This is a genomic window from Mesorhizobium sp. M0816 (genome assembly GCF_040320005.1).
Lineage (GTDB): Bacteria > Pseudomonadota > Alphaproteobacteria > Rhizobiales > Rhizobiaceae > Mesorhizobium.
Window position 1 is genome coordinate 127,048 of the sequence record NZ_JAMYOT010000008.1, and the last position, 19,350, is coordinate 146,397.

Annotated in this window: 16 protein-coding genes and 1 riboswitch; of the genes, 6 read left to right on the plus strand and 10 right to left on the minus strand. The window is 63.5% G+C overall.

Features of this window, described 5'->3' with window-relative positions; all coding sequences use genetic code 11:
- Positions 1–254 precede the first annotated feature (254 nt).
- Entirely contained in the window at positions 255–1,112 is an 858-nt protein-coding gene (locus tag NKI17_RS14600) for an RNA polymerase factor sigma-32 (protein WP_352906214.1), read from the plus strand.
- Positions 1,113–1,125: 13 nt separating this feature from the next.
- On the opposite strand, the gene NKI17_RS14605 is transcribed toward NKI17_RS14600, so the two are convergent.
- From NKI17_RS14605 to thiB, 4 genes are all read right to left on the minus strand, one after another.
- The gene (locus NKI17_RS14605; RefSeq protein ID WP_352574751.1) at positions 1,126–2,595 is read right to left on the minus strand and encodes a M48 family metalloprotease; all 1,470 of its coding nucleotides are present in this window, start codon (positions 2,593–2,595) and stop codon (positions 1,126–1,128) included.
- Between the two features lie 253 nt (positions 2,596–2,848).
- Positions 2,849–3,640 (minus strand): thiamine ABC transporter ATP-binding protein, encoded by a 792-nt coding sequence (thiQ, locus tag NKI17_RS14610; protein WP_352574749.1) that lies wholly within the window; start codon positions 3,638–3,640, stop codon positions 2,849–2,851.
- Complete coding sequence (thiP, locus tag NKI17_RS14615; protein ID WP_352783168.1) at positions 3,637–5,256, minus strand: thiamine/thiamine pyrophosphate ABC transporter permease; 1,620 nt, start codon at positions 5,254–5,256, stop codon at positions 3,637–3,639. The genes thiQ and thiP overlap by 4 nt, the downstream gene beginning before the upstream one ends.
- A gap of 245 nt (positions 5,257–5,501) precedes the next feature.
- On the minus strand, positions 5,502–6,515 hold the full coding sequence (gene thiB, locus NKI17_RS14620) for a thiamine ABC transporter substrate binding subunit (RefSeq protein ID WP_352454878.1): 1,014 nt from the start codon (positions 6,513–6,515) through the stop codon (positions 5,502–5,504).
- A 43-nt stretch (positions 6,516–6,558) separates the two neighbouring features.
- A riboswitch (TPP riboswitch) is annotated at positions 6,559–6,673 on the minus strand.
- Positions 6,674–6,800: 127 nt separating this feature from the next.
- Between thiB and NKI17_RS14625 the strand changes: the two genes are divergently transcribed.
- The 4 genes from NKI17_RS14625 to NKI17_RS14640 all read left to right on the plus strand — a co-directional run bounded on the left by NKI17_RS14625 (position 6,801) and on the right by NKI17_RS14640 (position 9,880).
- Positions 6,801–7,445 (plus strand): thiamine diphosphokinase, encoded by a 645-nt coding sequence (locus tag NKI17_RS14625; RefSeq protein WP_352634191.1) that lies wholly within the window; start codon positions 6,801–6,803, stop codon positions 7,443–7,445.
- Between the two features lie 15 nt (positions 7,446–7,460).
- Complete coding sequence (locus tag NKI17_RS14630) at positions 7,461–9,281, plus strand: ABC-F family ATP-binding cassette domain-containing protein (protein WP_352906217.1); 1,821 nt, start codon at positions 7,461–7,463, stop codon at positions 9,279–9,281.
- Positions 9,282–9,419: 138 nt separating this feature from the next.
- A complete protein-coding gene (locus tag NKI17_RS14635) occupies positions 9,420–9,581 on the plus strand; it encodes a type II toxin-antitoxin system CcdA family antitoxin (RefSeq protein WP_502894507.1) in 162 nt (53 codons plus the stop codon).
- Positions 9,581–9,880 (plus strand): CcdB family protein, encoded by a 300-nt coding sequence (locus tag NKI17_RS14640; protein WP_352783161.1) that lies wholly within the window; start codon positions 9,581–9,583, stop codon positions 9,878–9,880. The genes NKI17_RS14635 and NKI17_RS14640 overlap by 1 nt, the downstream gene beginning before the upstream one ends.
- A 31-nt stretch (positions 9,881–9,911) precedes the next feature.
- Here the strand turns inward: NKI17_RS14640 and NKI17_RS14645 are convergent, their stop codons facing one another.
- A complete protein-coding gene (locus NKI17_RS14645; RefSeq protein WP_352906218.1) occupies positions 9,912–11,582 on the minus strand; it encodes a hypothetical protein in 1,671 nt (556 codons plus the stop codon).
- 72 nt (positions 11,583–11,654) lie between these two features.
- On the minus strand, positions 11,655–12,953 hold the full coding sequence (locus NKI17_RS14650) for an adenylosuccinate synthase (protein ID WP_023680654.1): 1,299 nt from the start codon (positions 12,951–12,953) through the stop codon (positions 11,655–11,657).
- Positions 12,954–13,274: 321 nt separating this feature from the next.
- Here NKI17_RS14650 and NKI17_RS14655 point away from each other — a divergent pair, with 321 nt between their 5' ends.
- Positions 13,275–14,177 (plus strand): DMT family transporter, encoded by a 903-nt coding sequence (locus NKI17_RS14655; protein ID WP_352589932.1) that lies wholly within the window; start codon positions 13,275–13,277, stop codon positions 14,175–14,177.
- Positions 14,178–14,236: 59 nt separating this feature from the next.
- On the opposite strand, the gene serA is transcribed toward NKI17_RS14655, so the two are convergent.
- From serA to NKI17_RS14675, 4 genes are all read right to left on the minus strand, one after another.
- A complete protein-coding gene (gene serA / locus NKI17_RS14660) occupies positions 14,237–15,835 on the minus strand; it encodes a phosphoglycerate dehydrogenase (protein WP_352589935.1) in 1,599 nt (532 codons plus the stop codon).
- 185 nt (positions 15,836–16,020) lie between these two features.
- Positions 16,021–17,196 carry a phosphoserine transaminase gene (locus NKI17_RS14665; RefSeq protein WP_352589938.1) on the minus strand — a complete coding sequence of 392 codons (1,176 nt, stop codon included), beginning with the start codon at positions 17,194–17,196 and terminating at the stop codon, positions 16,021–16,023.
- Positions 17,197–17,378: 182 nt separating this feature from the next.
- The gene (locus NKI17_RS14670; protein ID WP_352450819.1) at positions 17,379–18,128 is read right to left on the minus strand and encodes an outer membrane protein; all 750 of its coding nucleotides are present in this window, start codon (positions 18,126–18,128) and stop codon (positions 17,379–17,381) included.
- A gap of 232 nt (positions 18,129–18,360) precedes the next feature.
- Positions 18,361–19,188 (minus strand): outer membrane protein, encoded by an 828-nt coding sequence (locus NKI17_RS14675; protein ID WP_352589941.1) that lies wholly within the window; start codon positions 19,186–19,188, stop codon positions 18,361–18,363.
- Between the last annotated feature and the right edge of the window lie 162 nt (positions 19,189–19,350).

The window sequence follows — 19,350 nt, forward strand, 5'->3', positions numbered from 1 at the left end:
CCAGAATAAGAAACTAAATTTCAAAAATCTCGCGTCCTTGAAATCCAATTCTCAACCAGCATCTCCGGGCGCCATCCGGCTGAGTCAAGGCCGGTGGCGAATCGCCTGGAACAGCGCACTCGACATGACAGTCCGGGGGAACATTCCCCCGCATGGCACGTTCTTCGCTGTTGTAGGGCGCGGCGCCGCCATTTCAACCATCGGCGCCAACTCACGATTCGATCGCACCGCAACGCCTGGAGCAGGAGCGCGGCATGATGGAAGACAGTGCAGGACGGACCATGGTTCGCGCGGCGATGAAAGCCCCTTATCTGGAACGTGACGAAGAGCATCTCCTGGCGCTGCGCTGGAAGGAAAACAATGACCAGCACGCGCTGCACCGCATCACCGTCGCGCATATGCGGTTGGTCATTTCCATGGCGTCGCGGTTTCGCCACTACGGCCTTCCGCTGGGCGACCTGATCCAGGAAGGCCATGTCGGGCTGCTGGAGGCAGCGGCCCGTTTCGAGCCCGAGCGCGAGGTGCGGTTCTCGACCTACGCGACTTGGTGGATTCGCGCCTCGATGCAGGACTATATCCTGCGCAACTGGTCGATCGTGCGCGGCGGCACTAGCTCGGCGCAAAAGGCGCTGTTCTTCAACCTGCGGCGTCTGCGCGCCCGCCTGGCAAACGGCGCCGAGCAGATGTCGAATGCCACGCTCTACCGCGAAGTGTCGGCGGCTCTCGGGGTATCGGAGGCCGATGTGGCGATGATGGATTCCCGCCTTTCGGCGCCGGACAGCTCGCTCAACACGCCGCTAGCCGACGATGCGGGCGCAACCGAGCGGATGGAGTTCCTGGTTTCGGATGACCCGCTGCCCGATGAGGTCGTCGGCGATACGATCGACGTCGAACGCCGTTCGTTCTGGCTGAAGACGGCGCTCGGCGCGCTCAATGCGCGAGAACTCAGGATTATCGAGGAGCGCCGGCTGAGCGACGAGGGCGCGACGCTCGAAGCGCTCGGCGAGACGCTCGGCATCTCCAAGGAACGTGTCCGCCAGATCGAGGCGCGCGCCATGGAAAAGCTCAAGGCGGCGCTGGTGAAGCAGAACCCGGAATTTCTCGCAGCCTGAATCGCGTCGGCTGCTATTTGTCGGTGACGATCTTGACCTTGTCGCCGGCCGAAACCGCGGCACCCGGCGACAGCGCGTTGAGCACCCTGAACAAATCCAGCTTGCGGTCGACGCCGACCATCTGTGCGGCCAGGGAGCCCATTGTCTGGCCGGGCTGCACCGTGACGATGCGGATACGCAGCGGCTTCAACGCCGCCTTCTCGGCAGCACTCAGGATGCGGAACGAGCCGCTGACCGAGCGCGCCACCGTGCTCAGCGAGGTGCTGGCCGAAGGTGCCGCGGTCAGCAAGCGGTAGACCTGGCCGCCGGCGCGGATCACCGCAATATCGAATTGCCAGCCATCGGCGCCGGCATGCGCGGTTGCCGCTTCGTTGCCGTTGATCGTCTCCTGGCGCACGCTGCTGTCGTCGAGGCCGGCAACCCAACCGCTGCGGATGTAGTCGGTCAGCGAGCGGTTCTTGTCGATCGAAACGCCGTCGAAGCGGATCGCCATGTCGCCCGGGCCGGTCGCCGTCACCGCCGCCGCCGAATTGTCGATGATGAAGCCGTTGGGCACCGAGAACGACACGCCGAGGCCAGGATGCAGGAAGGTTTCGCCGCGCACATAGCCTTCCTCCGGCGTGTCGCCGTAAAGCAGCCCGTCTACGCCGGCAAGAAATGAATCGCGGTCGCGCGACCCGACACCGGGCGCGCCGAACTGGCGGGCGTGGCGCTGCGCGAGATCGATACGCTGCGGCGTGTTGGGGTGCGTCGCCAGGAAGTCGAGGCTGGCGTCGGTAGCGCCGCTGATCGAGCGGAAATCGGTATAGGCCGACATCGACTGCAGGAAGCGGCCGGCGGCGTAGGGATCGAAACCGGCTTCGCCGATCGACTTGATGCCGATTGCGTCGGCCTCCAGCTCCTGATTGCGCGAGAACTGGGCCAGCCTCAGCTTGCCGCGGATCAGTGCCGCCTTGGCCGTCGGGTTGTCGCCGAGCACATCCGAAACGACCTTGGTCGCCAACCCCTCCTCGGCTTCCAGTTGCTGGCGCTGCAGGCCGTGGTTGGCCGTAACGTGGCCCATCTCATGCGCAATGACGGCGGCAAGCTCGGCCGAATCGTTGGCCAGCGCAAGCAGGCCGCGGGTGATGTAGAGATAACCGCCCGGCAGCGCGAAGGCATTGACGTTGGGCGAGTTGAGGATGGTGATGCGGTAGGTCTGGGTTGGGTTGGCCGACACCACGGTCAGTCTGCCGACGATCTTGGCCACCATGCGCTCGAGCTTGGGGTCGGAATATTCGCCGCCATAGGTGGCGAGGATGCGCGGGTGCTGCGCCTTCGCCAGTTGAGCGAGCTTGCCGTTGGCGGCGACATTGTCGACCGTGATCGGCTTGTCTGAGGGCTGAAAGCCTGATTCCTGCACGTCGGGAGGCGTGAACATCTGGCAGCTTGCCAGCGCCACGGCGAGACCGGCCAGCGCCAGAAAGCGCGCCAGCGGTTTCACCCTCCGATTGTCGATGCCGGTCGGCAGATCGGCTTCCTTTCAAGTCCTGGCACGTGACCGCGAAAATCGGGCGCGATTTCCGGAAAGCATCACGCGCAAATCAAGTGCTACGGCGTCCTTCGTGCGTCCGACAGATGCGAGGCAGCAAGGGCAAATCACGGTCTAGGCCGGACCAGCTCCTGGCGGACCTAGCCACACTACCTCGACCATGGCAAGCAAGCGCCGCTTCGCCTTCCGCCGGTTTGACCATAAATTATGTCCGCTTCCGGGCAACATCTCGTGATCCAACCGCAAACGGACCCGAGCCGATATAGCGTCGGAATGCCTCCGGTCCAGCCCCGACGAAAAAATCGGCCGCGGTGCCCGTCGCGGCAACCGTGCCACCATCCAGGAAAACCATGTTTTGGCCGATACGGCGCGCATCGTCCGGCTGGTGCGTGACGAATAGCACCGTCATGCACTGCTCCGAATGGACGTCGGCCACCAGGTCGAGCATGTCGTCGCGCAGTGCCGGTCCGAGCGAAGCGAACGGCTCGTCGAGCAACAACACCGGCCGGTCGCGCACCAGGACACGGGCGAGCGCGACGCGCTGCCGCTCGCCGCCGGAGAGTTCGCGCGGCAGCCGGCTTTCCTTGCCGGCAAGGCCGACGCGCTTCAGCGCTGCGGCGATTGCGGCGCGGTCAGCGTCGCTCAGCCTGAGCGAAGGCGAGCGGCCGAGCCCGACATTCTGCTCGAGGGACAGATGGGCAAACAGGTTGTTTTCCTGGAACACCATCGATACCGGCCGCGCTGATGGCGGCGCAGTGCTGACGTCGGCGCCGCCGATCAGCACGCGGCCCGACCGCGGCGTCTCGAAGCCGGCCACCAGATTGAGCAGCGTCGACTTTCCCGAACCGCTCGGCCCCATGATGGCGGTGATTTCCGACGCCGGGAAATCAACATCGAATATAAGCGGCGTTTCACCATAGCTGAACGAGACATTATCGAGCCGCACGGCCGCGCCTTTTTCGACGGAAATGGACCGTTCCGGGCTGATCGGCATCATGATTTCTCCCTCCTTCCCAGCCAGTCTGCGGCCAACACCAGCGCCAGGCAGACAAGGCCGAGCAGCAGCGCCAGGCCGGCCGCATCCTCGGTGCGGTAACTGCCCATGCGCGCCAGCAGCAGATAGGGCAAGGTCTGCACGGAATCGCTGCCGAATAGCGCAATGACGCCGAGATCGCCGAGCGACAGCGCCATGGCGAACGCGAAGCCGGTGGCGAGCGGCCGCCGCAGCGACGGCCAGTCGACCAGCCGCAACCGGTTCCAGCCCAAGATACCAAGCTGTGCGCAGAGCCGTTCGTGGCGTTCGCTCGCCGCGTCATAGGCAGGGCGAATGGCGCGGATGGCGAACGGCATCGCCATCACCGCATTGACCGTAACGACCATGACAGGGGCGATCGCAAAGACATCGCCGACGGTGCGCAAGAGCAGGAACCAGCCGGCGCCGATGACGATGGGCGGCACCACCAGGACGAACCCCGCACCGGTGTCGGCCAGATGTTCGAGCAGTGTCCGCCGGCCCTGCCGCCGGGTGAGCGCCAGCGCCCGGCGCGCCACGACCAGCGACAGCGACAACGCCACAGAGAGCAGCGCCGATAGGAGGGAGAGCACGGCACTGGTCGCCGTCGCTTGCCGCACCGCGCTCTCGCCGGCCAGGCGGCCGAGATCGGCGCCAAGCCCGGCTGCCAACGTGGCCGCCATCGGCCCGGCGACAAACAGCAGTGCGAGCCCGATCGCCAATGCGTTCAGCACGGTCTCGGCCGCACCGGCTGAAAAATACCGGCGCGGCGCCACCGGCAGATTGGCATCCCCGACCATATTGGCGCCGAGCCGCGTCAAGGCCAGCACGACGACGAAGGTCAGGGCAATCTGCAGCAGGGTCAGCGTCACAGCCCGCGCCGGGTCGAAGTCGAAACGCAGCGCCTGGTAGATGGCAACCTCCAGCGTCGTCGCTCTGGGTCCGCCGCCGAGCGTAAGCACGATGGTGAAGGAGGTGATGCACAGCATGAAAACGAGCCCGGCAACGCCCGGCAAGGCCGCACGCAGCGGCGGCCATTCGATCAGCCGGAAGGCCGGCGCAGCCCCCATGCCAAGCTGGCTCGCCAGCCGCCATTGGTCGGCCGGCACGGTCTGCAGCGCTTCCAGGAACAGCCGCGTCGCCAGCGGCAGGTTGAAGAAGACGTGGGCGACGAGAATGCCCGACAGGCCATAGATGCCGGGCCAGCTCTGCCCGCCAATCGCGCCGAGCGTGCCGGCGAAATACCCGGCGCGGCCATAGAGTGCCAAGACACCGAGTGCGGCAACAATGGCCGGCAGCGCCAGCGGCACGGCGAAAAGCTGGAGGATGAAGCCTCGCCCGAAAAAACGCGGATGCCGCGACAGGGCGCGCGCGACGAACAGCGCCGGTGCGACGGAGAGCAGGGTCGACAACAGAGCCTGCCAGAGCGTGAAGCGGGCAACACGCAGGAGATAGGAATCGAAGGCGGAAGCGGCGCCGGACAGGTCGCGCGTAGCTTCGACGAGGAGCCCGGCGAATGCTCCGCCGATAAGCAGCGCGATGGCAGCGAGCGCGACGATGCCGGCGGTGACGCGGGGATCGGCCGGATGACGCGTACGCATGTCGCGCTACCCGAGACAGGCGTTGATCGAAGGAAATACCTGACAATGGCCGAGCCCACCCCTCTCTGGCCTGCCGGCCATCTCCCCCTCAAGGGGGGAGATTGCGCACTCAGCCGCCTTCGCCAATCTCACAAGTGGCAGGACGAGGAGAGGCGACAAAGCTGCCGATCTCCCCCCTTGAGGGGGAGATGGCCGGCAGGCCAGAGGGGGGTGGCTTGGCGTAAACATCCGACGAGGCTTGAGCCCTACTTGCTCATCGCCGCAAGCCACTCATCGACCCAGGCCTTGCGGTTGGCCGCGACGTCTTCCGGGCTGAACAGCAAGGTCTTGGTCGGCTTGACCAGCTTGTCGAACGCCGGGTTGAGCGGCTTGTCGGTTTTGCCGGCCGGGAACATCCAGTTGGTTTCGGGAATGACATCCTGAAATTTCGGTCCGGTCATGAAGGCAATGAACTTTTCTGCCAGCGGGTTCTTCGCACCCTTGGTGGTGATCCCCGCAACCTCGATCTGCAGATATTCGCCCTCCTCGAAGGACGCCGCCTGGTAGCGCTCGGTGTTTTCGGCGACCATGTGGTAGGCCGGCGAGGTGGTGTAGGACAGCACCATCGGCGCCTCGCCCTTGGTGAACAGGCCGTAGGCCTCGCTCCAGCCCGGCGTTACCGTCAGCACCTTCGCCTTGAGTTTGGCCCAGGCTTCCGGCGCCTTGTCGCCATAGACCGACTTGACCCACAGCAGCAGGCCAAGGCCCGGCGTCGAGGTGCGCGGATCCTGGATGACGATCTTCTCTCCGGCATCGCCCTCGACCAATTCCCTGAGGCTCTTCGGCGGGCTCTTCAGTTTTTCGGTATCGTAGACGACGGCGAAATAGCCATAGTCGAACGGCACGAAAATATCGTCGCTCCAGCCGCCCGGCACACTGACGCCCGACACGGTGCCGTGCAGCGAAAACAGGCCGGTTGCCTTGGCGTCGGCGGTTAAGTTGGTATCGAGGCCAAGTACGATGTCGGCCTTGGTCGCGGCGCCTTCCAGCTTCACACGGTTGAGCAGCGCCACGCCGTCGGCGACCGATACGAATTCGACGACGCAACTGCATTCGGCCTCGAAGGCCTTCTTCACCGCCGGTCCCGGACCCCAATCGGCGGTGAAGCTTTCATAGGTATAGACCGTCAGTCTATCCTGTGCCGATGCCTGCCCTGGCAGGGCGAGCGCGGATGCCGCAAGCAGGACAATTGAGACAAGAGAGTGGAAAAAACTGCGCATCGGCGCCTCCTTCGTTCGCGTTGAAAGGAATTGAGGCGTCGGGCTGTCCGAAACGTCTAATCCCTCCGCCGGTACAAACCGGATCAGGTTCAGCGGGTTGGCAGTCTTGCCTCTCAGCCGGTCCGCGAAAATCGCGTCCGGCACCCCGTTAGAGCGTTGCGACACATAGGCCCGGCCGAAGTGCTGCGCAAGCGGAAGTTTGCCGGGCATCCAAAGCCCAGCCTTCCGTTTCGTCTGCCGTTTCATCTTCCGTTTCCGGGGCAGGGCTGGTAAGGGCCACGAGATATGAGCACATTCACCATCCTGCTTGGCGGCGATCTCATCCGCACGCCGCTGCTCGACCGCCAGGTCGAAGGCTCGCGCGTCATCGCCGCCGATGCCGGCATCGGTCATGCCCGCATGCTGGGCCTGAGGCCGGAACTCTGGGTCGGCGATTTCGATTCGGTGCCTGCCGATTTGCCGGAAGATCTGGCCGCCGTGCCACGGCAGGTATTTCCCGCTGAAAAGGACAAGACCGACGGTGAACTCGCTATCGCCGCCGCGCTCGAACGCGGTGCGACCAGCCTTGTGCTCGCAGGCGCCTTCGGCGGCAAACGCACCGACCACATCTTCCTGCATCTGGCGCTGAGCGTCCGGCTGGCGGAAGGCGGAACGGAAGTGCTTTTGACCAGCGGCGCACAGGAAGGCATTCCTTTGCTGCCTGGAAAGACTGGCTTCGACTATGTCGACGGCACGCTGTTTTCGGTGCTCGGCTTTTCGGATCTCGCCGGCCTGACAGTCACCGGCGCCAAATGGCCGCTCGACCATGTCGAGGTTGCGTTCGGCTCGTCGCTGACCATTTCCAACGAGGTCAGGGGCCGGCTGGAAATCGCGCTGGCCAGCGGCCGCGCGCTGCTGCTCGCGCATCCCTACCCTTTTCCGGAAAGCTGAGCCCAGAAAGCTGACATGGCGCCGCCGCTTCTCAATCTCGACGGGATAAAGCTGACCTTTGGCGGCACGCCGCTGCTCGACGGTGCCGCCCTGACGGCCTCAGTTGGCGACAAGATCGCCCTGGTCGGCCGCAACGGCTCTGGCAAGTCGACGCTCCTCAAGATAGCCGCCGGGCTGATCGAACCGCAGGACGGCGAAGTCTTCCGCCAGCCTTCGGCGACCGTGCGCTACTTGCCGCAAATGCCCGACATGGACGGCTTTGCGACTGTCCGCGCCTATGTCGAGGCGGGGCTCGGGCCGGCCGACGATCCCTACCGCGCCACCTATCTGATGGAGCATCTCGGCCTGACCGGCGAGGAACGGCCGAACGACCTCTCCGGCGGCGAGGCGCGGCGCGCCGCCCTCGCCCGCGTCATGGCGCCGGAGCCCGACATTCTCCTCCTCGATGAGCCGACCAATCATCTTGACCTTTCGGTCATCGAATGGCTGGAGGAGGAGCTTGCCCGCACCTCCTCGGCACTGGTCGTCATCTCGCATGACCGCCGTTTTCTCGAGCGCGTGTCACGCGCCACAATCTGGCTCGACCGCGGCCAGACCCGCCGTCTCGACAAGGGCTTTGGCTATTTCGAGGAATGGCGCGACACGGTGCTGGAGGAGGAAGAGCGCGAGCAGCACAAGCTCGGTCGCCAGATCGTGCGCGAGGAGCACTGGCTGCGCTATGGCGTGACGGCAAGGCGCAAGCGCAACATGCGCCGGCTCGGTGAGTTGCAGACCATGCGCCAGCGCTTTCGCGGCCACCGCGGCGCCGAGGGTGCGGCGACGATGACAGCTAGCGACGCCGCCGAATCCGGCAAACTGGTGATCGAAGCCAAGAACATTGAGAAGAGCTTTGGCGATCTGACCGTGGTCAAGGGATTCTCGACCCGCATCCAGCGCGGCGATCGCGTCGGTCTGGTCGGGCCGAACGGCGCCGGCAAGACGACGCTGTTGAAGATGCTGACCGGCGAATTGAAGCCGGACGCGGGCACGGTGCGGCTCGGCACAAATCTGGAGATCGCCACGCTCGACCAGAAGCGCGAAGCCGTCGACCCGCAGGAGACATTGGCGCAGTATCTCACCGACGGGCGCGGCGAGAACCTCGTCATCAATGGCGAGCAGCGCCACGTCGTCTCTTACATGAAAGACTTCCTGTTCAAGCCGGAACAGGCGCGCACGCCGGTGCGCGAGCTTTCGGGCGGCGAGCGGGCGCGGCTGATCCTCGCCCGCGTTTTGGCGCGGCCGGCAAACCTGCTTGTGCTCGACGAGCCGACCAACGACCTCGATATGGAGACGCTGGAGCTGCTGCAGGAATTGGTCGCCGGCTTTGCCGGCACGGTGATCCTGGTCAGCCACGATCGCGATTTCCTCGACCGCACCGTGACCAGCATCATCGCGCCGGATGGTGACGGCCGCTGGATCGAATATGCCGGCGGCTATTCCGACATGCTGGCGCAGCGCGGCGGCACCAGGCTGGACGACCGCAGGGCGCGGCCAAAAGCAGAAGCCGGCGACGCGACGGCGGCAAGCAGGAGCGAAGCGGCCGCACCGAAGGGCCCGGCCAAGAAACTGTCGTTCAAGCAGAAATTCGCGCTGGAAACCTTACCCAAGAAGATCGAGGCGGTGTCGGCCTCGATCTCGCGGCTGGAGAACAACATCGCCGATCCGGCCTATTACGAGCGCGACCCGGCCTCGTTCCAGAAGACGATTGCCGCGCTCGACAAGGAGCGCGTCACACTGGCAGCGCTCGAGGAGGAATGGCTGGAACTCGAGATGCTAAGGGAAGAGATGGAGGCTTGAGAGGTTGCATGCACGCTCATATGCGCCTACATTATGCGCATAAATGGGAGCGGCTGTATGCTTCAATCGAATCCAAAAACCCAAAGAAAGTCGGTTAATACATCGATCGACTCCCGCTTGATCGAGGATGCCAAGGCGTTGGGCATCAATATATCCCGCGCTGCGGAAGAGGGCATCGCCAAGGCGATTTCGGCCGAAAAAAACCGCCGGTGGCAGGAGGAAAACAAGGAAGCGATCGACAGTTCGAATGACTATGTCAGGCGCAACGGCTTGCCTCTGGCCAAGCACCGGCTGTTTTGATGGCACGTTATGATTTCTACCAGAGTGCCGAAGGCGACGGTTACCTTCTCGATGTCCAATCCGACTTTCTGGGACGGCTCGACACGAAAGTCGTCGTCCCGCTGATGCCAGCCAATAAGGCCCCAGTGCCGGGCCGCCGGCTAAACCCTATCTTCACCATCAACGGTAAGGACCATGTCATGGTCACTCAATTCATGTCAGCCTTGATGACCTCTGAATTGCCCGTTGCCGAAGGAAATCTTTCTCGCCATCACGACGACATCGTGAGCGCGCTCGACATGCTGTTCCAAGGCTTCTGAGCCAGAGAGGCGTTGGGCTGGTGAGCCGGCCTCACCCCGCCGTCTTTGTCTGCCAGGCCTTTAGCGCCTCGTCGAACACCTTCTCGCCTGGAATGCCCTTTTCCATGGTGAGCAGCGCCCGCCGCCCGGTCTTGTAGACGACCGGCACATCAATCCAGTCCTGACCTCTGAGCAAGGTCAGATTGGCGTCTTCATCCGCCTTGGTATCGTTGAGCGCAACCAGGAAGAAACCGTCGGCGATCTTGGCCGGGATGCCGATCAGCGGGCTTCCGGCATCCTGCTCGGAGCCCTTCATGGCGACACGCAGGATGTTGTCGACGCCGCCGCCCTCGAAGCCGTCAGGCGTCAGGAAGATCATCTCGATAATATGGCTGGCCGGCAGCGTCTGGTCGGTGTTGCGACGGATCGTCATGCGCAACTGGATATCCTTGCCTGGAATGGTCGCCTCGGCGCGGATCGCCGGCTCGGGCGGCAGGTCGCCGCCGGGCGATTCCTGCACCAGCGACCAGACGATGTTGCCGGGCTCGGCCGAGCCTTGAGCGGTGCTGGTGCGCTCCTCGTAGAAGATCGCCTTCTGGCCGACGGCCAACGTGGCTTGCGGCGGAACTGCCGTTGGTGCCGCTGCCGGTGCGGGCGGCGGGGCGGCCGCTGCAGGCGCTGCCGCCCCGTTGGCGGGCGGCGTTGCGGGAGTTGGTGCAGCGGACCCATCGACTGCTGGAGCATTGGCCGTGGCTTGCGTGTCGGCGGGTGCGGCCGGTGCCGGCGCGGCGGGTGCCGGGGTGGTCGGCGCTTGTGCGGCCGATGGCGGCGTGGTCAGTGCGGCGACGGATTCGCCTTCGCCGATGCCCGCCTGCCCGGCCGCGGGGCCGGGATCGACTTCGTGGCCCTCGGGCGTCAGGCGCTGCGTGAACTTCGCGCCCTCGCCGGCCTCCGTCGGAGGCGCGGCGGCCGGTACGGCCGCATCGGCCTCCGGCTTGGGCGGGGCTGGTTTTACCAGCGGTTCGGTGGCGACGGCTTTGGTCGAGTCGAGGCCGAGCATGCTGCCGAACGCATCCTTGTTCAGCCAGATGCCATAGCCACCACCGGCAATGACGAGCAAGGCAATGGCGGCGGCGATCACACCGCCATAGCTACGCCTGCGCTCGGCAGGATGGAGCCGCTGGAACCTGTCCTCCGCGGGCCCGCCGCCGTTGGAAAAGTCGTCGCCCCGAAAAACGCCGTCTTGGCCGTCAGCCGTCGGAAGATCCATATCGGACGGCGGCGGACCAGCGCGCTCCTGAGAAAGAGCGACGGGCTGCGGCTTTTGCCAGTTCGGCGCCGCCTTGGCGGGCGTGGGCTGCCAGGCCGGCCCGGTCTTTGCCGGCTCGGTCTTGGCCGGCTGCCATGCCGGCTCCGTCTTTGCTGGCTGTCGGATATGGCTGGACTGGTTCTTGTTGCGGTCGATGGAGGAGAAGATGTCCTCCAGTTCCGCCAGCGGGTCGGGAGGCGGCGCAGGCTTGGCATAGTCCCGCTCGACTTTGGCGATGGCGTCTTCCAGTGCACGCATCTGCCGGTCGACATCGGAAGGCGTCATCGTGGCCTTCTCTGCGAGTTGTTTCGCGATTGACGAACGGGCCCTGTCATAGACCCTGGCGCGCACTTCCGCCGACGGCTCACCGAGTTTATCGAGCGCCTTTTTCAGAATAGGAACAAAATCTACCATACGTCAGTCGACCTGCATTTGTTTCTGGGCCGGCCCCCGCAAATCAGCCGCAATGCCCGGAAGGCTGAGAAACTAGTCTTGAAACGGATCGGTCACAAGTATCGTGTCGTCCCGTTCAGGGCTGGTGGAAAGGAGTGCGACCGGCGCGCCGATCAGCTCTTCGATGTAGCGGACGTACTTCACCGCCTGGGCCGGCAGGTCGTTCCAGCTGCGCGCGCCGGCAGTGGTGCCTTTCCACCCCTCCAGCGTCTCATAGACCGGTTCGACGCGGGCCTGCGCACCCTGGCTGGCCGGCAGGTAATCGATCGCCTCGCCGTCGAGTCGGTAGCCGGTACAGACCTTGATCTCGTCCAGCCCATCGAGCACATCGAGCTTGGTCAGCGCAATGCCCTTGATGCCGTTGACGGCGACGGCCTGGCGGACCAGCACGGCATCGAACCAGCCGCAGCGCCGCTTGCGGCCGGTGACGACGCCGAATTCATGGCCGCGCGTGCCCAGGAACTCGCCGATCTCGTTCTTCTGTTCGGTTGGAAACGGGCCTTCGCCGACGCGCGTCGTATAGGCCTTGGTGATGCCGAGCACATAGCCGATGGCGCCCGGCCCGACACCCGACCCGGCGGCGGCCTGACCGGCAACCGTATTGGACGAGGTGACGAACGGATAGGTGCCGTGGTCGATGTCGAGCAACGTGCCTTGCGCGCCCTCGAACAGGATGCGCTCGCCGGCGCGGCGCTTGTCGTCGAGGATTTTCCAGACGCGGTCCATATAGGGCAGGATCTCGTCGGCCACCGAGATCAGCTCGCTCATGATCGCCTCATGCGTGACCTCGGCATGGCCGAGCCCGCGCCGCAGCGCATTGTGGTGCGTCAGCAGCCTGTCGACCTTCAAGGGCAGCGTTTCCAAATCCGCCAAATCCATCACCCTGACCGCGCGCCGGCCCACCTTGTCTTCATAGGCGGGACCGATGCCGCGACGGGTCGTGCCGATCTTCGTTCCGGAATTGGAAGCGGCGTCCTCGCGAAATCCGTCCAGTTCCCGGTGCAAGGACAGGATAAGCGCGGTGTTTTCGGCTATTTTCAGGCGGTCTGGCGTCACCTCGACGCCCTGCGCCTTCAATTTCGCAACCTCCGCAACGAAAGCGTGCGGATCGAAGACGACGCCATTGCCGATGATGGAAAGCTTGCCTTGCCGCACCACGCCGGACGGCAGCAGCGACAGCTTGTAGACCTTGCCGTCGACGACCAGCGTGTGGCCGGCATTGTGGCCGCCCTGGAAGCGCACGACAACATCGGCGCGCTCCGACAGCCAGTCTACGATCTTGCCTTTGCCCTCATCGCCCCATTGCGAGCCGACGACCACCACATTGGCCATATTTCTTTTCCCTTGAGACGCCGCACGAGCAGCTTGAAACAATTCGAAACGATAGGCCTCTATCGCATCGGCCCCCAAAATCGGAATCGATTTTCGGAAAAGCACGACGCGAGATTAAAGCCTTCCGACGCGTACTTTGTAGCGTCCAATTGCACGCACGTCGCTCTATAGCGTCAAGACCCGGCGAGCGCGACCACTCTTTGCCGCCCAAAACGCTCCGAGGCACAACAATTTTCGCCTTTGACATCATTTACTTGGGCTGGCGGTCGCAATAGGCCCACACCGACCGTCAAATTCCCTCTGCCTGGCCGGGAGTTCACGATGCATCGAGCCGCCTATCTGTTCCTGCTGTTCACCACCTTGCTGTGGGGCGGCAACTCCGTGGCGGGAAAGCTGGCGGTCGGTCATATCTCGCCGATGACGCTGGTCTTCCTGCGTTGGCTGCTGGCGGTTCTGATCCTGCTGCCGATCGGCTGGGGAACGCTACGCCAAGACTGGCCGGTGGTGCGCAGGCACTGGTTGCTGCTTGGCGGGCTCGGCGGTTGCGGCTTCGCCTTTTTCAATGCGATCTTCTACACGGCGCTCAACTACACGACGGCGATCAACGTCTCGATCGAGCAGGCGGCGATACCGATCGTGATCATCATCGCCAATTTCGTGCTGTTTCGCCTGCGGGTGAACCGGGTGCAGATAGCTGGCGTCGTGCTGACCATCATTGGCGTCGCGGTGACGGCGAGCCATGGCGACCTGCGCCAGCTTCTCAAGCTGGATCTCAACTTCGGCGACGCGATCATGCTGGTCGCCGTGCTTTGCTACTCCTTCTATTCGGTGGGGTTGCGGCTGAAGCCGGTCATCCGCTGGCAGAGCCTGATGCTGGCGCTGTCGGTTGCCGCACTCGTCACATCGCTGCCTTTCTTCCTTTGGGAGATTGCCGCCGGCAAGGTCATCGTCCCCGATGCCCGCGGCTGGGCGGTCGCGTTCTATACCGCCATCGGTGCTTCGGTCATCTCGCAGATCTTCTATATCAGGGGCAACGAGCTGATCGGCGCCAACCGGGCCGGCCTGTTCATCAATCTGGTGCCGATCTTCGGTACGCTGCTATCGGTGCTGATTGTCGGTGAGACATTCCAGCTCTATCAGGCGCTGGCTCTCGCGCTGGTGCTCGGTGGCATCAGCCTCGCCGAATACAGCGGACGGAAGATGGCGGCATCCGCTGCTGAATGAAGTCGCTTGCCGCGACGTTCCGCCGCCCCGCGTGCTGCTGCACACGGGGCGACCGAATTTCAGGCTATCCCCACATCGAAATGCAGCCGCTTGGCGGAGTCGATCGACTTGTGCGAGCGCACCTGCGCCAACACGTTTTCCGGGAACGGCGCATCGAGATAGAGCAATGCGATGGCATCGCCGCCCGGCCGGTTGCGGCCGAGCTGGAAGTTGGCGATGTTGACGCCGTTCTCGCCGCACACCGTGCCGAGCAGGCCGATGATACCGGGCGCGTCGGCATTGGTCGTGTAGAGCATGTGCTGGCCGACCTCGGCGTCGAGATTGATGCCCTTGATCTGGATGAAGCGCGGCTTGCCGTCCGAGAAACAGGTGCCGGCGATCGAGCGCGTCCTGTGCTCGGTCTTGACCGTCAGCTTGATATAGCCGTCGAACACGCCCGACTTGTCACGCTTGACCTCGGCGACGATGATGCCGCGCTCCTTCACCATGATCGGCGCCGACACCATGTTGACGTCGGAGACCTGCGGCCGGATCAGCCCGGCAAGGGTGGCACTGATCAGCGCGCGCGTGTTCATCGTCGCGGTCGAGCCGTCGAACAGTATCTCGACCTCCTTGATCGGATCCTCGGTGACCTGTCCGACAAAGGCGCCGAGCACTTCGGCAAGCTTGACGAAAGGTTTCAGCCGCGGCGCCTCTTCGGCAGTGATCGACGGCATGTTGATGGCGTTGGAAACGGCGCCCTTGATCAAATAGTCGGACATCTGCTCGGCGACATGCAGGGCGACATTCTCCTGCGCTTCGGTGGTCGACGCGCCGAGATGCGGCGTCGCCACGACATTCTCCATGCCGAACAGTGCGTTGTTGTCCGCCGGTTCGACCTCGAACACGTCGATGCCGGCGCCGGCCACCTTGCCGCTCTTCAGCGCCGCGATCAGGTCGGCCTCGACGATCAGCCCGCCACGGGCGCAGTTGATGATACGCACGCCGGTCTTCATCTTGGCGATCGCCGCGGCGTCGATGATGTTACGCGTCTTGTCGGTGAGCGGCGTGTGCAGCGTGATGAAGTCGGCGCGGACGAACAGCTCGTCGAGCTCGACCTTTTCGACGCCGAGCTCCTCGGCGCGGCTGTCCGACAGGAATGGATCGAAGGCGATGACATGCATCTTCAGGCCGACGCCGCGCGTAGCGACGATCGAACCGATATTGCCGCAGCCGATGATGCCCAGCGTCTTGCCGGTGATCTCGACACCCATGAAGCGGTTCTTTTCCCATTTGCCGGCGTGGGTCGAGGCGTTGGCCTCCGGTATCTGGCGGGCCAGCGCGAAGATCATGGCGACGGCATGCTCGGCGGTGGTGATCGAATTGCCGAAGGGCGTGTTCATCACGATGATGCCCTTGCGGCTCGCCGCCGGGATGTCGACATTGTCGACGCCGATGCCGGCGCGGCCCACGACCTTCAGCCTGGTCGCGGCGTTGATCAGCTTCTCCGTGACCTTTGTCGCCGAGCGGATGGCCAGCCCATCATACTGGCCGATCACTTCGAGCAGTTTTTCCTTGTCCTTGCCGAGATCCGGCAAATAGTCGACCTCGATGCCGCGATCCCTGAAGATCTGCACGGCGGTGGTGGAAAGTTTGTCTGAGACGAGAACGCGGGGCATTGGCTTGGTCCTTTGCGATTGGCGTCCCTCCCCCTTGAGGGGAGGGTCGGCGCGAAGCGCCGGGGTGGGGTCGTTGCGGCCGGGCGCGGCCGAAAATCTTTTTCTTTCTGGATGGCGGATCGTTGAGCGGGTGGAGGCGACCCCACCCGGCCCTTCGGGCCACCCTCCCCTCGAAGGGGGAGGGATCAGGCCGCCGCTTTGAGCGACGCCTTTTGCGCGGCAAAGGCCCAGTCGAGCCAGGGCAGCAGCGCTTCGAGATCGGAGGTCTCGACTGTCGCCCCGCACCAGATGCGCAGGCCGGGCGGTGCATCGCGGTAGGCGCCGATGTCGTAGGCGACGCCTTCCTTGTCGAGCACCGAGACAATTGCCTTGGCGAATGCAGCCTGTCCGTCGGCGTCGAGTGCAGCGACATCCGGATCGGTGAAGGAAAGGCAGACCGACGTGTTCGAACGCGTCGCCGGGTCTACGGCAAGATGGCCGAGCCAGGAAGATTTTCCGACAAAGCGATCGAGAACAGCGGCATTGGCATCCGCTCTGGTGACCAGCGCGTCGAGGCCGCCGATCGACTTCGCCCAACGCAGCGCGTCGAGATAGTCCTCGACGCACAGCATCGACGGCGTGTTGATCGTCTCGCCCTTGAAGATGCCTTCGATCAGCTTGCCCCCCGAGGTGAGACGGAAGATCTTCGGCAGCGGCCAGGCCGGTTTGTAGCTTTCCAGGCGTTCCACGGCGCGCGGGCTGAGGATCAGCATTCCGTGCGCGCCCTCACCGCCCAAGACCTTCTGCCAGGAGAAGGTGACGACGTCGAGTTTCTGAAAATCGAGCTTTTGCGCAAAGGCCGCCGAAGTGGCGTCGCAGATGGTCAGGCCCTTGCGTGTGGCCGGGATGAAGTCGCCGTTCGGCACGCGCACGCCCGACGTCGTGCCGTTCCAGGTGAAGACCACGTCGCGGTCGAAGTCGATTTTGGTCAGGTCGGGCAGTGCGCCGTAGTCAGCCTCTAACCTGCGCACATCGGCGAGCCTCAGCTGCTTGACCACATCGGTGACCCAGCCGGAGCCGAAGCTCTCCCAGGCCACCATGTCGACGCCGCGCTCGCCGAGCAGCGACCACAGCGCCATTTCGACCGCGCCGGTATCCGAGGCCGGCACGATGCCGATGCGGTAATCCGCCGGAACCTGGAGGATTTCCCGCGTCAGCTCGATCGCTTGTTCGAGCTTGGTCTTGCCGATCTTGGCACGGTGCGAGCGCCCGAGCGCGGCATTTTTGAGCGCCTCGACCGACCAGCCGGGGCGTTTTGCACAGGGACCTGAGGAAAAATTGGGATTTGCCGGACGGAATCCGGGCTTCGTATGCGTCGTCATCGTGGTCTATCCTTCCAGATAGTGGCCCCTCGTTGGGGAGGGGTGGCCCACGGACGGCGATATGCGTTCAGGCTTTCGGCGTCAAGGGGAAAGTTTTTGTCGCTGCCGGGATATTGCCGGCGACGAAACGTAAACGGCGGGCCTACGACCCGCCATTGTCAACGCCTCGGCTTCGATCGAGCCTACCAGAGATCGTAGCGTAGTCCGACTTTGACTTGATGATTGTTGATTCCTTTGCGGATCGGAAAGGAAGTCAGGCTCTCGGCAGTCACATATTCGGCGTCTGGCGCGGAAAAATACTGATAGCCCAGATCGACTGAGACGTTCTTGGACACTTGGTAGGCAAGGCCGGCATTCAGCGTGTAGGCGAAGGAGTATTGGGTCTTGTTGTCACGCAGGACGAAATCGTCGGTGGGGTCGGCGTTGTCGGTGAAGTAGCTCGCCGACAGGCGACGCTTGCTCTGCAGGATACCGACACCAGCGCCGAGATAAGGTGTGATTCCGACATAGGTCCCAAGATCGACATAGCCATTGAGTATGCCTGAGAAGGCATAGTTCTTCAGGGTCGCCGATGCCACGGTCGTTCCGTCGTTATAGCCGACGTCGATCTTGTTGCCGGGAAGATAGCCCACATTGAGATCGGCGCGCAGATAGTCGTTGAAATGGTAGCCGAAGCCGATGCTGGCGAAGATGGGATCTTCCTTTTCGTCGAAGCTCGCGGGTGTAAAGGCGAAATGCTCATCCTTGAAGCTCTTCTGCACCAGATAGGAGACATCGCCACGCAGATACCATCCCGAGCCAACCTCGACCGGTACATAGTCGGGCGCCTGGTCGACATAGACCGGCGGTTCGTAATCGGCGCCAAGCGCCGGCGTCAGCGGCACCAGGACGACTGCTGCAAGCGCCAGTGCTACAGGCGATTTGAATGTCATGGTCCTCGGCTCCCGAACTTGGCGCATTCGCGATCGCGCGCCGTTTCAGACAGCATTGTTAACCATAGTGGTTAAGTGCGGGTTAAGGATAACAAGGCGTTAGCAATTGATTTGATCCGCCTTCGCTCCTCGAGCCGGACGGTGTTACAGAGCGCCGCAGCATGTTTAGGCAGCCAAACGAAACCGCCCGGCATCAGCCGGGCGGTCAACGAATTCCTCGATTTCGAAGCGACTACTTGGTGTAGACGGGCTCGGGTTCCGGAACATAAGGTTCCGGTTCAACGCAGTCCGATCTGCCGAACTGGTAGCGCAGGCCGCCGCGCACCTCATGAACATTGATGCCATTGTCATAGCCGGGGCCGACGCCGCTGCCGAAGTCGAACATCTTCCCACCGTTTATATGGCTGTAGCGGTAGCCGACGTCGAGTTTGACGCGATCGGTCAAACAGTAGGATGCGCCAACCATGGCAGCATAGGCAAAACGCCAGCCCTTGCCGCCGCGGTGGAAGAATTCACCGTCTTCATCGCTGTTGTGGAGTGTATCCCACTTAACCCAGGCGCCGCCGATGCCGGCGCCGACATAGGGCGTGATACCGTGCCATGTGCCGATATCGACATAGGCGTTGGCGAGCAGCAGCAGCGCGGTATAGGACGAGGTGTCGACCGAAGTACAAGGATCTCCATCAAGGCAGATGCCGCTGGTCGAGCCGCGGAAGGTGGATTTGCTCATCCAGTCCGCGGTCAAGTCGGTGCGGAAGTGCCGGTCGATTTGATAGCCAACGCCGGCACCGGCCGAGAAAGCACTCTTCAGCTTGCCGCTGTCAAAAGTGCCGGTTCCGGGAGGCGGTCCGTAGGTGATATAGTCGGCGCCGCGAAACTTCGACCAGTGATAGTCGATGTCGCCACGGATATACCAGCCGCCAAAGTCGGCCGGCTGCTCGTAGGCGATCGGTGGCGGCGCCTCCTCGACGACGGGCGGCTCGACGAAATCGGCGGCGAATGCCGGCCCGGCGCCGGCAAACACCGCGGCCAGGAGAGCCATTCTTGCTGTGTTGAACATGCTTATCACCCCTGAGAAACCCTCGAACGGCGAACGCGCCCGAAATGTGATTGACCTCAGTTGTGGATAATGAATCGGAAAGGTTAAAAGGCGTTTAACCGTATTGATTAACCACGAATCTCTAAAAGTCGAGCAATCTGGCGGCCGTTGCTGCAGGCGGAG